This window comes from Cedecea davisae DSM 4568 (genome assembly GCF_000412335.2).
GTDB lineage: Bacteria > Pseudomonadota > Gammaproteobacteria > Enterobacterales > Enterobacteriaceae > Cedecea > Cedecea davisae.
Map to the genome: position 1 here is coordinate 1,476,016 of NZ_KE161030.1, position 15,029 is coordinate 1,491,044.

Here is a 15,029-nt window from a genome sequence, read left to right on the forward strand (position 1 = left end):
ACCAGGGATTTACTATGCACTACCTCGCTTCTCAACAGGCCGGGCTACGCCCGCGCCTGCTTGCCGCAACGATAGCCGCTCTCTGCTTTCCCGTCGTCGCCGCTAATCAACAAAGCTTGCCGCAAAAAAACAGCGCCAACGAAGAAACCATCACGGTGACGGCCACGCCGGAAAATGATTTCCAGCCCGGTGGCAATGAGCTTGTTCCGGCATATCTTGACGGGCAGGTCGCTAACGGCGGCCGTCTTGGGATGCTGGGCGAGCAGGACGCCCGCAACGTGCCGTTTAACGTTATTGGCTATACCTCAAAAATGATTGAGGACAAGCAGGCTAACACCCTCAGCGATATTATTCGTAACGATGCGACCATTCAGCCCGTGCGCAGCTATGGTAACTTTGGCGAGTCCTACCGGGTACGCGGCTTCCTGCTGGACGGCGATGATATTTCCTACGGCGGTTTATACGGCGTCTTGCCACGGCAGATTACCAGCACCGCGATTGCCGAGCGCGTTGAGGTGATTAAAGGTTCGACCGCGTTCCTGAACGGCGTACCTCCGGGTGGAAGCGGCGTTGGCGGGGCGATTAATATCGAGCCTAAGCGTGCGGGGAGCGAGCCGCACACGCGGGTTGGTGTTGATTATACCGGGCGCTCTCAGGTAGGTGGTTCGCTGGATACTGGCCGTCGATTTGGCGATAACGACCAGTTTGGCGCGCGAGTTAACCTTCTTCATCGAGAAGGTGAGAGTGAAATCCACGACCAGAAAAACCGGACTTCTCTGGGCAGCGTCGGGCTTGATTACAAAGGCGATAAGTTGCGCAGCTCTTTTGACGCCGGTTACCAGAAAATGACGGTTCATAACGGGCGTATCGGGGTAGGCGTTGGCGCAATCACAGAAATGCCGGAAGTGCCCGACAACCGAACCAACTACAGCCAGTCGTGGGTCTATTCCGATATGAGTAGCCGTTTTGCCGCGTTACGCAGCGAATACGACATGCTGGATAGCTGGACGGTTTACGGCGCGCTGGGCACCAGCGAAACCGACGAGCGCGGTAACTACAGCGTGCCGAAGTTTGTTGATAACAACGGCAACACCAGCCAGACCCGGCTTTCCACGCGTTTTATAGCCGACTCCTTCTCAGGCATGGCGGGCGTGCGCGGCAAATTCGATACTGGTTTTATCGGCCACAGCGTTAACCTCGGTTATTCCGGCGTGTACCGCAAAACTCGTGCGGCTTATACCATGTCTTCCGGCAAGACGGCGGTTGGTAATAATATTTATCATCCTTCCGACGTTGGCCTTGACCGGTTCCCGACTGTAGCGTCCGGCAGCAATATGGATGACCCAACCCAGCGCAGCCGCACGATTACCGGAGGCATTTCTCTCTCCGATACGCTTTCAGCCCTGGATGATAAAGTGCTGCTCACCGTGGGGGCCCGTCGCCAGGATGTGCGGATCCGTAACTACAGTTATACCGGCGTGGAAGATCCGAAAACGCGCTTCGACGCCTTCAAAGTGACGCCGGTGTATGGCCTGGTGGTGAAGCCGTGGGAGCCGGTGTCCTTCTACGCTAACCATATTGAAGCTTTACAGCCGGGGCCGACGGCCACCTCAAAAGCCATCAATGCAGGTAATGTTGTCGGAGTTGTGCAGTCGAAGCAGAACGAAGTCGGCATGAAAATGGACTTTGGGCGGGTTGGCGGCAGCCTGGCGCTGTTTGAAATCAAAAAGCCGGTTGGCATGATTGATAATGACAACGTTTACGGGCTGTACGGCGAGCAGCGCAGCCGTGGGATGGAGCTGAACGTGTTTGGCGAGCCGCTCTACGGCGTGCGCCTGCTGGGCAGCGCGTTGTGGCTCGCGCCGGAGATGGTCAAAACGACCGGGGGCTCTAATGACGGGAAAGATGCGATTGGCGTGCCGCGTTACTCCTGGTCGCTGGGCGGCGAATGGGATCTGCCGTGGGTGCAGAACCTGACGGCAACCGGGACTTTGATTCGCACCGGCTCTCAGTATGCGAATGCGAACAATAGCGTGAAGCTGAACGGCTGGACCCGCCTCGATTTAGGCGTGCGTTACAGCACGAAGCTCAATAGCCAGACTCTAACCTGGCGTGCTAACGTGGAAAACGTGACTAATGAGAAGTACTGGGCTTCTGTGGATGATAGCGGGTCTTACATTACCCAAAGCGATCCACGAACCCTGAAGTTGTCGATGACGGTTGATTTCTGACCGAAAGACCTGAAATCCTCGCTGCGGCGGGGATTTTTGTTTCTGAAACCAAAAGGATTTCAAATATAGTAACGTTCCGAAACGATAATAGTCATGTACGCGGTGCGCTGCAGGAGACTAGACTACGGCAAAGTACAGCGGGAGAATGCTTAATGAGTGAACGAATACAGGTGGTGCAGGGCGATATCACAAAGGCGGATGTTGATGTGATTGTCAACGCAGCAAACCCTTCGCTGATGGGCGGTGGAGGAGTGGACGGAGCGATTCATCGCGCCGCCGGACCTGCGCTGCTGGCAGCCTGTAAGGTGGTTCTTCAGCATCAGGGCGAATGTGCCCCCGGCCATGCGGTTATCACCGAGGCGGGAAACATTCCGGTAAAAGCGGTTATTCACGCCGTGGGGCCAGTCTGGCACGGCGGCGAGCAAAACGAAGCTGAGGTGCTGGAACTCGCCTACCGCAATTGCCTGGATTTAGCCGCCGCAAACGGCTACCGCACCATTGCTTTCCCGGCCATCAGTACCGGCGTGTACGGTTTTCCTAAGCAGCAGGCGGCGCGTATCGCCTGGGACACGGTCTACAAGTATATTGGTATTCGTCCGCTGCCGGAACAGGTTGTTTTTGTCTGCTTCGATGACGAAAATACCGCCATCTATCAGCAAATTGCCGCCGACTGTAATAAATAAATCATTTAGCCTTCACAAAAAATCAATCTGTGAAGGCTATTCTCGTCGAAATCAGAGTGATAAGCCGGGGCGAAGCCCGGCATGCGCCGTGTATTAACCGGCGAAAGAAGGCGGCGTGACCGTTTTGTTTTTTGGTTTACCGGAGAACAGGAAGCGCAATAGCGGAATGCGTAAATGCAGCTCATAGAGCAGCAGCGCAATGCCGACAACGAATACTAACCCGCTGAAAAATCCAAGGATATTGGACGTAATATGCGGCGTAATAAATGCGCCGAAGAATAGCGTCAGCGGGTGGTGAACCAGATAGATAAACAGCGACGCATTGACGAAATAGGTCACCCGGGCCGATTTGAAATTCAGCATCCGGTAGCCCAGAGAAAACACCACGTTGACCATCCACAGGCCCATCAGCATGGTTATCACGCTTTCCGTTTCGTACATCCACGCATCACCGCTGCCGTAGCGCTGGTTTAGCAGATAGGCGGCAAAGGCGAATGCGGCGGCCACCGCGCTCCACGGCGAAGGCGTTGTGAACAGTATTTTTAGCGATTCGCGTTTAAACGTCAGCGCCCCCAGCATAAAGAAGGGCAGGTAAAACAGCGTCTGCATCACCACGAAATTAAACAGACCATCGCTTAATAACGGCGGGTGAATAATAAAAATGGTTCTGCGAATAGCGGCATATAAAATACCGCAGGCCAAAAACAGAACTGAGAGTTTTCCCATCGTAACCGGTGATTTATTATTCTGTTCGTTTCTAATTATAAAGTTATTAATTTTTTGAAACAAAACCATTCCCAGCGTGGTTAATATCACCAGCACCAGTAAGAACCACAGATGTGAGACCAGTTCCCACACCAGGGTGTTGTATTTTTGGTAACCGGTAAGCGTATGCCAGGTGCCGGTCTTGTTATTGATGTATTGCAGCATCAGGAACTGAGGCAGCGTCAGCAGCGGGATGGCGGTCAGCATCGGGATGCCGACGCGCTCCACGCGCACCGTCCACCAGCGCTTGAGCGGGTAGCGCAGGAATAACATGTAGGAAAAATAACCAGAAATAACGAAGAATACCTGCATGCGAAACGCGTGAATAAAATCATTAAATAGCGTCAGGCTCGCAGAGGGCACCGCGCTATTGACGTGCCAGTGGTGGCTCGAATAGATAAGCGAGATATGAAACGGGATGCCCAATAGCATCAACCATGCCCGGATGGAATCCAGGAAAAACTCACGTTGTTGCGGTGCGTTACTCATAATACTCCAGACATTTTCAGACTATTCGTCTTATCCTTAAGACCCTATCCCATCAGGCTAAAAGTCCAGTTCAGTCTACATATTCGTGGCAACCCTACACTAAGCATGTCATCCTGTCGCCAGGGTGAACTCTTAAAGCGTAAGCAGTTGTCTTTATTTTGCTTAAACCCTGAGCCAGTACGCTGAACAAAGCGGTGAATTGGTTGTCGGAAAGCAAAAGTTTCCATTAAAATGGATAGATTGATTTAAGCACACAAAGGGGGATGTGCTGGTTAATATGAAACATAAAGCAAATATGATGAAAGTGCGCTGGTTAGGCGCGGCCGTAATGTTGTCCCTTTATACCACCTCGGTTTGGGCCTTCACTATCGACGACGTCGCAAAACAGGCGAAAACCTTAGCGGGCAAGAGCTACGAAGCACCGAAAAGCAACCTGCCTTCGCAACTCCGCGACATGAAATACGCGGATTACCAGCAGATCCAGTTCAATCATGACAAAGCTTACTGGAACAACATTAAGACCCCATTCAAGCTCGAATTCTATCACCAGGGTATGTACTTCGACACCCCGGTTGCCATCAATGAAGTGACCGCCACCGCGGTACATAAGATTAAATACAACCCGGATTATTTTAACTTCGGGGATGTAAAACACGATAAAGACACCGTAAAAGATCTCGGTTTTGCCGGTTTCAAAGTGCTCTATCCGATCAACAGCAAAGATAAGAACGACGAAATAGTCAGCATGCTCGGAGCGAGTTATTTCCGCGTAATCGGTTCTGGCCAGGTATATGGCCTGTCTGCCCGCGGCCTGGCTATTGATACCGCGCTGCCGTCCGGCGAAGAGTTCCCGCGCTTCCGCGAATACTGGATTGAGCGTCCGAAACCAACGGACAAGACGCTGACCCTGTATGCGCTGCTCGATTCCCCGCGCGCCACCGGCGCATACCGCTTCGTTATCACCCCGGGGCGCGATACCGTGGTCAACGTGCAGTCTAAAGTTTATCTGCGCGACAAAGTCGGCAAGCTGGGCATTGCCCCGCTGACCAGCATGTTCCTGTTTGGGCCAAACCAGCCGTCCCCTACCACTAACTTCCGCCCGGAACTGCATGACTCTAACGGTCTTTCAATTCACGCCGGTAACGGCGAGTGGATTTGGCGTCCGCTGAACAACCCGAAACACCTGGCGGTAAGCTCTTACGCTACGGAAAATCCGGTTGGCTTTGGCCTGCTGCAACGCGGCCGTCAGTTCTCGCGTTTTGAAGATTTAGACGATCGTTACGATCAACGTCCAAGTGCCTGGGTTGCGCCGGTTGGCGACTGGGGTAAAGGCCGCGTCGAACTGGTTGAGATCCCGACTAACGACGAAACCAACGATAACATCGTTGCCTACTGGACGCCGGACCAACTGCCGGATCCGGGCAAAGAGATGAACTTTAAGTACACCATCACCTTTAGCCGCGATGAAGACAAAATGCATGCGCCGGACAGCGCGTATGTGCTGCAAACCCGCCGTTCGACCGGCGACGTTAAGCAGTCCAATCTGATTCGTCAGCCGGATGGCACCATCGCGTTTGTGGTGGACTTCACCGGCGCTGAGATGAAAAAACTGCCTGCGGATACTCCGGTCACCGCGCAGACCAGCATTGGCGATAACGGTGAAATAGTGGACAGCCAGGTGCGCTACAACCCGGTCAATAAAGGCTGGCGTTTAACCCTGCGCGTGAAGCTGAAGGACGAGAAGAAGACGACCGACATGCGTGCTGCGCTGGTTAACGGCGAGCAGACATTGAGTGAAACCTGGAGCTACCAGCTGCCTGCCAATGAATAAGTCTACTGAACTCGCGCCCGATTATATTGAGGCACTGCCGCTTTCTGCCGAGCAGAAGGCGGCTCTTCCGACATCCGATCTTCAGGCGGTGCATGAGGCGCTTGATGCGCAGCATCACCACTATGAGCGAGCGGATGACTCTCCCCTTGCATCGGTAGAAGCTCGCCTTGAGGCTAGCTGGCCGGGTTCTCTTGGTGGCGATCAGCTGATCAGAGACGAAGAGGGTCGCACCCAGCTGCAGGCGATGCCGAAGGCTACGCGCTCTTCCATGTTCCCGGATCCGTGGCGCACTAACCCGATTGGCCGCTTCTGGGACCGCCTGCGCGGCCGCGAAACGCACTCGAAGTTCTCCTCCAAAGAGGAAGAGGCCTCCGAGCAGAAATGGCGTACCGTGGGCACCATCCGCCGCTACATTTTGCTGATCCTGACGCTGGCACAAACCGTGGTGGCAACCTGGTATATGAAGACCATTCTTCCGTACCAGGGCTGGGCGCTAATTAACCCGACGGATATGGGGGGCCAGGATTTGTGGGTCTCCTTTATGCAACTGCTGCCGTATATCCTGCAAAGCGGCATTCTGATCCTGTTCGCCATTCTGTTCTGCTGGGTCTCTGCCGGTTTCTGGACCGCGTTGATGGGCTTCCTGCAACTGCTGATGGGCAAAGATAAATACAGCATCTCGGCCTCGACGGTGGGCGATGAACCTATCAATCCAGAGCACCGTACCGCGCTTATCATGCCTATCTGTAACGAAGACGTGGATCGCGTGTTTGCCGGCCTGCGTGCAACCTGGGAGTCGGTAAAAGCGACCGGGCAGCAGAAGCATTTTGACGTTTATATCCTGAGTGACAGCTACAACCCGGATATCTGCGTAGCCGAGCAGAAAGCGTGGATGGAGCTGATAGCCGAAGTGCAGGGCGAAGGGCAAATCTTCTACCGTCGCCGTCGCCGTCGCGTGAAACGCAAAAGCGGCAACATCGATGACTTCTGCCGTCGCTGGGGCAACCAGTACAGCTACATGGTGGTGCTGGATGCGGACTCCGTGATGAGCGGGGACTGCCTGACCAACCTGGTGCGCCTGATGGAAGCTAACCCGAAGGCCGGTATCATCCAGTCTTCGCCGAGAGCGTCCGGTATGGATACGCTGTATGCGCGCTGTCAGCAGTTCGCGACTCGCGTTTACGGGCCTTTGTTTACCGCGGGCCTGCACTTCTGGCAGTTGGGTGAATCGCACTACTGGGGCCACAACGCGATTATCCGCGTGAAGCCGTTCATCGAGCACTGCGCGCTGGCTCCTCTGCCGGGCGAGGGTAACTTTGCCGGTTCTATCCTGTCCCACGACTTTGTGGAAGCCGCGCTGATGCGCCGTGCAGGGTGGGGCGTGTGGATTGCCTATGATCTGCCGGGTTCTTATGAAGAGCTGCCGCCGAACCTGCTGGACGAGCTGAAACGCGACCGCCGCTGGTGCCAGGGCAACCTGATGAACTTCCGTCTGTTCCTGGTTAAGGGCATGCACCCGGTACACCGTGCGGTATTCCTGACGGGCGTAATGTCCTATCTGTCGGCTCCGCTGTGGTTTATGTTCCTTGCGCTGTCTACCGCCCTACAGGTGGTTCACGCTCTGACCGAGCCGCAGTACTTCCTGCAGCCGCGCCAGCTGTTCCCGGTATGGCCGCAGTGGCGTCCTGAGCTGGCGATAGCGCTCTTTGCTTCGACGATGGTACTGCTGTTCCTGCCGAAGCTGCTGAGCATCATTCTTATCTGGTGCAAAGGCTCGAAAGAGTACGGCGGGTTCCTGCGGGTAACCTGTTCTCTGCTGCTTGAGGTGCTGTTCTCGGTACTGCTGGCACCGGTGCGCATGCTGTTCCACACCGTGTTTGTGGTAAGTGCGTTCCTCGGCTGGGAAGTGGTATGGAACTCTCCGCAGCGTGACGATGACTCCACTCCATGGGGTGAGGCGTTTATGCGCCACGGCTCTCAGCTGCTTCTGGGGCTGGTGTGGGCGGTCGGCATGGCGTGGCTGGATCTGCGCTTCCTGTTCTGGCTGGCGCCGATTGTCTTCTCGCTGATCCTGTCGCCGTTTGTGTCGGTTATTTCAAGCCGCGCAACCGTCGGGCTTCGCACCAAGCGCTGGAAGCTGTTCCTGATCCCGGAAGAGTATTCTCCGCCTCAGGTTCTGGTCGATACGGACAACTACCTGCAGCTGAACCGCAGCCGCACGCTGGACGATGGCTTTATGCACGCGGTATTTAACCCGTCATTTAATGCCCTGACTACCGCGATGGCTACCGCGCGTCACCGTAAAAGCCTGGTGCTGGAGATCGCACGCGATCGTCACGTTGAGCAGGCGCTTAACGAAACGCCGGACAAGCTTAACCGTGACCGTCGCCTGGTGCTGCTGAGCGACCCGATGACCATGTCCCGCCTGCATTACCGGGTGTGGGCAAATCCTGAGCGCTACACCTCGTGGGTGGACAGCTATAAAAAGCTGGAGCTGAACCCGCTGGCGTTATCGTCAAAATAATGGCGTAAAACGTCAAAATGCCGGCCCTTTGAGGTCGGCATTTTTTTGTCTTTTATCTGGCGGAAGTTATACTCAGCGCTTCCTGAACCGGAGGGTAGTTGTGGGTAAAATCATTATTGTACTGGCGATGACCTGCTTGCTGAGCGGCTGCGGCAGCATTATCAGCAGAACTGTACCGGGGCAGGGGCACGGTAACCAATACTACCCCGGCGTTCGCTGGGACGTCCGTGATGGCGCATGGCGCTATATCACCGTGCTTGACCTGCCGTTTTCGCTGATCTTCGACACGCTGTTATTGCCGATCGACGCCAGCCACGGCCCGTACGAATAATCTTTACCGCTCATCCCATTCATCTGCTGCCGTGCGGCCCTCTTCGGTGTCCAGCGGCGGCTCAAGCTGAAATTCACCTTCATCCCACTCGTGCAGCGTATTCTCTTCCAGCCACTCCTGACGCAATTCAATTTCGTCAAAATCACCGTCGAACACGCTTTGCGCTGCCTCACCGCTTAACATCGGCAGGCATTCGCCGTCTTCACCATCGTCGGCAAAGAACTCGGCCTGCCACATAATATCGCCATCCTGCAGCACGTATTTTTGAAAATTAAACTGTTCGACGTTGGCGCTTTCTTCATCCACGTTCGGGTTCTCGGCAAGAAACTGCTCCCGCGCGGCATCAATGGCTTCTTCCAGGGTTGCATACAGGCTCATCGGCATCTCCTTTAATCGCTTCAGAATGGGCGTAAAAGAATGTATAGATGGCGATAAGAAAGCTGTCAAAGCCGCTTTTCATCAGCCTTAAAGCGGCGGGTATATTAGATGAAGGGAAAAGTGTTGTTGGATGATTATATTTATTGAATCGTCTGGGTATCAGCAATATTTCTCCTCTCAAAGAAGGTTGATTTTTGCATGTTTTTTGAGCTACTCAGAATGGAACTAAAAAATTTCAAAGCGTATGGTTTGGGCTTTGCAATGAAAAAGGGATTTCAAAAATGGCAATACCCGCTTATTTATGGATGAAGGATGATGGTGGGGCTGATATACGAGGCTCTGTTGATGTTATCGATCGTGAAGGCAGCATTGAAGTATCAGGATTTGGTCACGGCTTACATCTGCCAACGGATAACAGTACAGGAAAGATCACCGGTACACGCGTTCATGCCCCGTTAACCTTCGAAAAAGAGTTTGATTCATCCAGTCCATATATCTACAAGGCAGTAGCTAAAGGCCAAACGCTGAAAAGTGTAGAAATTAAATGGTATAAAATTAACTACGCAGGGCAGGAAGAAGAGTATTTCAATATGCTGCTTGAGGGCGTGAAAGTCATTTCTATCTGTCCAATGATGCATGACTGTAAAAATCCGGCGACGGAGAAACATACCCATCTGGAAGCTGTTTCCTTGCGTTATGAGAAAATTACGTGGAAATACTGTGATGGAAACGTCGTCTTCTCCGACAGCTGGAATGAAAGATGATCAAATGCACCTTCTATCTCAACGGCGGATCCTTGAGTAACCTCAGCTGCCCTGGAATAGGTTTCTTTCCGGCTTATTCTGGCGAGTCTGGCAGTACTCGTAACAACCCTGATGCAATGGCCGTGAAGGATTTCGGGCCGCTTCCACCAGGAAAGTACTACATCGTTTCTCGCCCAACTGGCGGTAGGCTCAGTGGTATAAGAGATTATGTTGGCTCGGTGCTTAGTGGATCAGACCGCGATTTATGGTTTGGCCTATTCAGAGAGGACAGTAACATTGATGACTATACATTCATTGGCGAGGTAGAACGTGGTAATTTCAGATTGCATCCGGCAGGGTACAAGGGAATTAGTCACGGGTGTATCACGTTACCTTCTATTTCAAATTATATGATTATCAGAAATGCATTAATGAATACTACGAAATTTAATGTAACACCTTTTTTATTAGCATATGGCACAGTACATGTTTATTGAACTGCGATACTTAAAACCCGTATTGATATGGATGGTATATACTCTTTTTGCCATTGGTATATTCTGCGTTCTATGGTCAGTATTGCCCGAAAGAAAATTATATGATTGGTATTCTAGTGACAATAATTTTGTAGATGAATTTGAATGGGATAATATATATATGACAATTATACTTCTACTGAGTGCCATTTTGAATTGTCTGGTGATACTACTGACTACGTTCGTCAGACGCATATGTACAAAGTGATACTAAATATATTTGGCATCAAAGAGATTCGTTACTCTTCGATTTATCATCAGAACTTCAAATTGCAGCTGGCCTGTCTTCAATTCAGGTCGCAGCCTGTGTATATGCCCGCAATTTTTTACTCTCCCGGAATACGCACCCGCTCGGCGGGCTGGCGCAGGGTTATCCATGAATAGACGGCGTTAAACATCACCACGCTTGCGGTGACGAGAAAGACGGTGCGGAAGCCGTAGCTGGCGGAAACGGCGGCGCCCAGCAGCGGGCCGGTGACGTTGCCGATATCGCGGAAGGATTGGTTGTAGCTAAATATTCGGCCAGCAATTTGATTAGAAGAGTTGTAGACCAGCAGGGTCTGTACCGCGGGCAATAGCGCTCCGTCGGCGGCGCCAAGCAGGAAGCGCAGGATACCAAGTTGCCAGACGTTTTGGACCAGCGACATCGGGATCAGAAGAAGCACCGAAATGGCTAATGCGCCGATAAGTATTTTCTCCGGGCCAATGCGATCGCCGAGCTTGCCCAACCTCGGGGCACCAATCAGCGCCGCCACGCCGGGGACGGAAGCAATCATCCCGCTGATAAACGCCAGATTGCTGACGTTCCCCGCAAGGTCGCGGACATAGAGCGTGAGGATGGGCGCAATGGAGCCGGTAGCGACCTGAATTATCATGGTGGTGACAAACAGGCTCAACACCAGGCGCGGATTTTTCAGCGAGGTCAGCACCTGACGAGCGTGCAGCATGTCCTTTTTAGACACCGGCGTGAACGACTCGCGGATGAAAAACAGCGTCATCACAAAGCAGATAAACAGCACCAGAGAGGTAATAAAGAAAACCGAACGCAGGCCGTAGGTGTCTGCCATCAGGCCGCCCATCAGCGGGCCAAGCAGCGCGCCGCTAACCGCACCCGTCGACAGCGTGCCAAGTGCCCATCCGCTTTTATGGCGGGGAATTTGAGTGGCTATCAGCGCATTGGCATTGGGAACAAAACCCCCCAGCAGGCCCAATAGCGCGCGCAGCGCCAGAAACTGCCAGATATTCTGCGCCAGCCCCATCAGCAGCATCACAATCGACATACCCAATGCGGAGCGCAGCAGCATAAGCTTGCGGCCTTTCCGGTCGGCAAGACCGCCCCAGAATGGCGAAGCAACCGCGGAGAATAAAAAGGTAATGCTGAACACCAACCCGGACCACATATTCAGCTGGCTATGTCCGGTTACGCCGAGCAGTTCGACGTAGAGCGGCAGAAAGGGCATAACAAGGCTGAAGGCCGCGCCGGTGAGAAAACAGCCCAGCCAGGCGACGGCGAGATTGCGCTTCCAGTTGATGGTGGTGTCAGGGGGAGTCATACCGCTCCGAAATTGCAAAGTAAAGCCGAATGGCAAGATAGTAGAACTATTACTCTGCTAATTATGCGCCCGATGATATCGGGCTGGCAAATCGAAGGGCTTTTTTGAGCAAACGGAGACAGGCAGAAAAAGAAAGGGTGGCCGTAGCCACCCTGCGGTCATTGATATCTGTCCGGCATGCCTTCGGGGCGGGTTTTAAAGCGGCGATGCAACCACATATACTGCTCCGGTGCCATCAGAATGCATTTCTCGACGATCTTATTCATCCAGCGGGCGGTTTCTGCCGGGCTTTCCAGCGGCGGATTAAGCTCCGGCTGAATGATCGTTAACTCATAACCTTTACCTTTCGGCAGGCGGCGCGGAACAAAAGGAACAGCGCAGGCGCCTGAAAGCTTAGCCAGCGTATAAGTTCCGGTGGTGGTTGCCGCCTGTTCAACCGCGAAGAATGGCACAAACTCGCTGCCGCGCGGGCCGTAGTCGTGATCCGGCGCGTACCAGATGATATCGCCGTTTTTCAGGGCGCGGATCATGCCCTTCAGATCTTTACGATCGATCATGCTCTTATTGGAGCGCATGCGGCCCCAGGTTTGCAGCCAGTCCAGCAGCGGGTTGTCGTTAGGCCGGTAGACGCCAATACCCGGAGTTTTAATACCGAAAATGCGTGCGCCAAGCTCCAGCGTCAGAAAGTGGATGCCGATCAGCAAAATGCCCTGGCCGGTCTTTTCAATCTCTTTAACTATCTCTACGCCTTCGTAGTGGCACCATTTATTGATGCGCTTAGTCGGCCAGAACCAGGCCATCCCGGTTTCAATCAGCCCCATACCCACGGACTCGAAATTTTCCACCACCATCTTTTCACGCTCGTCGGCGCTCATTTGGGGGAAGCAAAGCTCGAGGTTACGGTAGGCTATGCGCGCGCGGCGCTTCATCAGGCGTTTAGCCAGCCGGCCCAGGCCGCAGCCAATGCGGTAAAGAACCGGGTAAGGGAGCTGTACCAGCAGGTATAAAAAACCGATGCCAAGCCAGGTAAGCCAGTAGCGCGGATGCAGTAACGCGCGCGAGAATTGCGGTAAGTTCGTCATTTAAAACCTTTGTGACGGCAATTGCCGGATCTTCTAATCATTCCATTGTGGCATTTTTTGGCGCAGAGCCAAAATTAGCGGTGGCAGAGTGCCTGATATTTCATCGATTGTTGCTGTTTTTGACGATGGGTGAGCAAAATGTAGCGTAAATCGTGGGGATGTAAATTATCGTTATTTGCTTTATGATGCAGCCCACTTTTTTTCCGACGATTGCGAGCGAACACCATGCCAGTGTTACACAACCGCGTCTCGAATGAGGAGCTGCGCGAGCGCATGCTTGCCGAAACCGAGCCGCGTACTACTATCTCATTCTACAAATATTTCACTATTGAAGAGCCTCAGGCGACACGCGATGCGCTTTACCAGCTGTTTCTGAGCCTCAACGTATTTGGTCGTGTCTATCTCGCCCGCGAGGGGATTAACGCCCAAATTAGCGTGCCTGAGAGCCGGGTAGACGCTTTCCGTGAGGCGCTTTATGCCTTCCACCCGGCGCTGAGTAACCTGCGCCTTAATATCGCCCTTGAAGACGACGGTAAATCGTTCTGGGTGCTGCGTATGAAGGTGCGCGAGCGCATTGTTGCCGACGGTATCGACGATCCAACCTTTGATGCCAGCGACGTGGGCGAATACCTGAAGGCTGCGGACGTCAACGCGATGCTGGACGACCCGAGCGCGGTGTTTGTCGATATGCGCAACCACTATGAATATGAAGTGGGCCATTTCGAAGATGCGGTTGAGATACCGGCCGACACCTTCCGCGAACAGCTGCCGAAGGCTGTAGATATGATGCAGGACGATAAAGACAAAAAAATCGTCATGTATTGCACCGGCGGCATTCGCTGTGAAAAAGCCAGCGCGTGGATGCGTCACAACGGTTTTAAAAACGTGTATCACATTGAAGGCGGGATTATCGAGTATGCACGCCGCGCCCGTGAGCAGGGGTTACCCGTACGTTTTGTCGGTAAGAACTTTGTGTTTGATGAACGTATGGGCGAACGCATTTCCGATGACGTGATTGCCCACTGCCATCAGTGCGGGGCACCGTGCGATAGTCACACCAACTGTAAAAATGACGGCTGCCATCTGCTGTTTATCCAGTGTCCTGCCTGCGCCGAGAAATTTTCAGGCTGTTGCAGCGAAGTGTGCCGTGATGAACTGGCCCTGACGCCGGAAGAGCAGCGTCGCCGCCGCGCCGGTCGTGAAAACGGTAATAAGGTGTTCAATAAATCTCGCGGTGCGCTAAACACCACGCTGGGTATTCCTGACCCCGAGTAAGATTGAAAGCCTCCCCGAAAAGGGAGGCCTTTCGACTACTGGCGAACGCCCTCGACAGAAATAATCAAGTCCACATCCTGCGAAGCCGGCCCCAGATCCTGGGTAATATTGAAGTCTTTCAGCTTGATCTTGCCCTGTGCTTCAAAACCCGCGCGTACGCCGCCCCACGGATCGTCGCCCTGGCCAATCAGTTTGGCCGCCAGCGTCACTGGCTTAGTAACGCCGTTTAGCGTCAGGTTGCCGGTAATATCCAGCTTCTCGCCGTCTTTTTTCACTTCGGTCGAAGCAAAGGTCGCCTGAGGGAATTTTGCCGCATTGAGGAATTCCGCGCTGCGCAGGTGCTTATCGCGTTCGGCGTGGTTGGTATCAACGCTGGTGGTGTTGATGGTAACGTTTACCTTATCGGCGGCTGGATCCTTTTCATCGAAGGTAAAAGTACCGTCAAAATCGCGGAAAGTACCGTACAGCCAGCTATAGCCGAGGTGCTGAATACGGAAATTCACAAAGGCGTGTTGGCCCTGTTTATCAATTTTGTAGTCCGCAGCGACGGCGGAGCCAGTAGTGAATAACAGAGCGCTTAATGTGGCTCCCAGCAGGATTTTTTTCAT

13 protein-coding genes are annotated in these 15,029 nt (G+C 53.4%); 8 read left to right on the forward strand and 5 right to left on the reverse strand.

Annotated features, from left to right (window positions below):
* The first annotated feature begins 14 nt into the window (after nucleotides 1-14).
* Both HMPREF0201_RS06885 and ymdB read left to right on the forward strand, forming a co-directional pair.
* Entirely contained in the window at nucleotides 15-2,231 is a 2,217-nt protein-coding gene (locus HMPREF0201_RS06885) for a TonB-dependent receptor (protein ID WP_016535805.1), read from the forward strand.
* Nucleotides 2,232-2,383: 152 nt separating this feature from the next.
* On the forward strand, nucleotides 2,384-2,914 hold the full coding sequence (gene ymdB, locus HMPREF0201_RS06890; RefSeq protein ID WP_016535806.1) for an O-acetyl-ADP-ribose deacetylase: 531 nt from the start codon (nucleotides 2,384-2,386) through the stop codon (nucleotides 2,912-2,914).
* A gap of 93 nt (nucleotides 2,915-3,007) precedes the next feature.
* On the opposite strand, the gene mdoC is transcribed toward ymdB, so the two are convergent.
* Complete coding sequence (mdoC, locus tag HMPREF0201_RS06895) at nucleotides 3,008-4,168, reverse strand: glucans biosynthesis protein MdoC (RefSeq protein WP_016535807.1); 1,161 nt, start codon at nucleotides 4,166-4,168, stop codon at nucleotides 3,008-3,010.
* Between the two features lie 295 nt (nucleotides 4,169-4,463).
* Here mdoC and mdoG point away from each other — a divergent pair, with 295 nt between their 5' ends.
* From mdoG to HMPREF0201_RS06910, 3 genes are all read left to right on the forward strand, one after another.
* A complete protein-coding gene (gene mdoG, locus HMPREF0201_RS06900) occupies nucleotides 4,464-5,999 on the forward strand; it encodes a glucans biosynthesis protein MdoG (RefSeq protein ID WP_115586291.1) in 1,536 nt (511 codons plus the stop codon).
* Nucleotides 5,992-8,523, forward strand: coding sequence for a glucans biosynthesis glucosyltransferase MdoH (gene mdoH, locus HMPREF0201_RS06905; RefSeq protein ID WP_016535810.1), 2,532 nt, complete (start codon nucleotides 5,992-5,994; stop codon nucleotides 8,521-8,523). Before mdoG ends, mdoH begins: the two co-directional genes overlap by 8 nt.
* Nucleotides 8,524-8,632: 109 nt before the next feature.
* Complete coding sequence (locus HMPREF0201_RS06910; protein WP_392397296.1) at nucleotides 8,633-8,854, forward strand: YceK/YidQ family lipoprotein; 222 nt, start codon at nucleotides 8,633-8,635, stop codon at nucleotides 8,852-8,854.
* 3 nt (nucleotides 8,855-8,857) lie between these two features.
* Here the strand turns inward: HMPREF0201_RS06910 and HMPREF0201_RS06915 are convergent, their stop codons facing one another.
* Entirely contained in the window at nucleotides 8,858-9,232 is a 375-nt protein-coding gene (locus tag HMPREF0201_RS06915; protein WP_039898076.1) for a MysB family protein, read from the reverse strand.
* Nucleotides 9,233-9,513: 281 nt separating this feature from the next.
* Between HMPREF0201_RS06915 and HMPREF0201_RS06920 the strand changes: the two genes are divergently transcribed.
* Nucleotides 9,514-9,996, forward strand: coding sequence for an Hcp family type VI secretion system effector (locus HMPREF0201_RS06920; protein ID WP_039898077.1), 483 nt, complete (start codon nucleotides 9,514-9,516; stop codon nucleotides 9,994-9,996).
* Nucleotides 9,993-10,472 carry a DUF2778 domain-containing protein gene (locus HMPREF0201_RS22450; RefSeq protein ID WP_071704084.1) on the forward strand — a complete coding sequence of 160 codons (480 nt, stop codon included), beginning with the start codon at nucleotides 9,993-9,995 and terminating at the stop codon, nucleotides 10,470-10,472. The genes HMPREF0201_RS06920 and HMPREF0201_RS22450 overlap by 4 nt, the downstream gene beginning before the upstream one ends.
* 365 nt (nucleotides 10,473-10,837) lie before the next feature.
* Here HMPREF0201_RS22450 and mdtG read toward each other — a convergent pair whose 3' ends face one another.
* Both mdtG and HMPREF0201_RS06930 read right to left on the reverse strand, forming a co-directional pair.
* A complete protein-coding gene (gene mdtG / locus HMPREF0201_RS06925) occupies nucleotides 10,838-12,064 on the reverse strand; it encodes a multidrug efflux MFS transporter MdtG (protein WP_039898078.1) in 1,227 nt (408 codons plus the stop codon).
* 158 nt (nucleotides 12,065-12,222) lie between these two features.
* Nucleotides 12,223-13,146, reverse strand: coding sequence for a Kdo(2)-lipid IV(A) acyltransferase (locus HMPREF0201_RS06930; RefSeq protein ID WP_016535817.1), 924 nt, complete (start codon nucleotides 13,144-13,146; stop codon nucleotides 12,223-12,225).
* Nucleotides 13,147-13,371: 225 nt separating this feature from the next.
* Here HMPREF0201_RS06930 and trhO point away from each other — a divergent pair, with 225 nt between their 5' ends.
* Complete coding sequence (gene trhO, locus HMPREF0201_RS06935; RefSeq protein WP_016535819.1) at nucleotides 13,372-14,421, forward strand: oxygen-dependent tRNA uridine(34) hydroxylase TrhO; 1,050 nt, start codon at nucleotides 13,372-13,374, stop codon at nucleotides 14,419-14,421.
* A gap of 35 nt (nucleotides 14,422-14,456) precedes the next feature.
* Here the strand turns inward: trhO and HMPREF0201_RS06940 are convergent, their stop codons facing one another.
* Complete coding sequence (locus HMPREF0201_RS06940) at nucleotides 14,457-15,029, reverse strand: YceI family protein (RefSeq protein WP_016535820.1); 573 nt, start codon at nucleotides 15,027-15,029, stop codon at nucleotides 14,457-14,459.

Coding starts and splice junctions, on each gene's coding strand:
- HMPREF0201_RS06885 (WP_016535805.1), top strand. CDS start 15: ATGCACTACCTCGCTTCTCAACAGGCCGGGCTACGCCCGCGCCTGCTT.
- ymdB (WP_016535806.1), top strand. CDS start 2,384: ATGAGTGAACGAATACAGGTGGTGCAGGGCGATATCACAAAGGCGGAT.
- mdoC (WP_016535807.1), bottom strand. CDS start 4,168: ATGAGTAACGCACCGCAACAACGTGAGTTTTTCCTGGATTCCATCCGG.
- mdoG (WP_115586291.1), top strand. CDS start 4,464: ATGATGAAAGTGCGCTGGTTAGGCGCGGCCGTAATGTTGTCCCTTTAT.
- mdoH (WP_016535810.1), top strand. CDS start 5,992: ATGAATAAGTCTACTGAACTCGCGCCCGATTATATTGAGGCACTGCCG.
- HMPREF0201_RS06915 (WP_039898076.1), bottom strand. CDS start 9,232: ATGAGCCTGTATGCAACCCTGGAAGAAGCCATTGATGCCGCGCGGGAG.
- HMPREF0201_RS06920 (WP_039898077.1), top strand. CDS start 9,514: ATGGCAATACCCGCTTATTTATGGATGAAGGATGATGGTGGGGCTGAT.
- HMPREF0201_RS22450 (WP_071704084.1), top strand. CDS start 9,993: ATGATCAAATGCACCTTCTATCTCAACGGCGGATCCTTGAGTAACCTC.
- mdtG (WP_039898078.1), bottom strand. CDS start 12,064: ATGACTCCCCCTGACACCACCATCAACTGGAAGCGCAATCTCGCCGTC.
- HMPREF0201_RS06930 (WP_016535817.1), bottom strand. CDS start 13,146: ATGACGAACTTACCGCAATTCTCGCGCGCGTTACTGCATCCGCGCTAC.
- trhO (WP_016535819.1), top strand. CDS start 13,372: ATGCCAGTGTTACACAACCGCGTCTCGAATGAGGAGCTGCGCGAGCGC.
- HMPREF0201_RS06940 (WP_016535820.1), bottom strand. CDS start 15,029: ATGAAAAAAATCCTGCTGGGAGCCACATTAAGCGCTCTGTTATTCACT.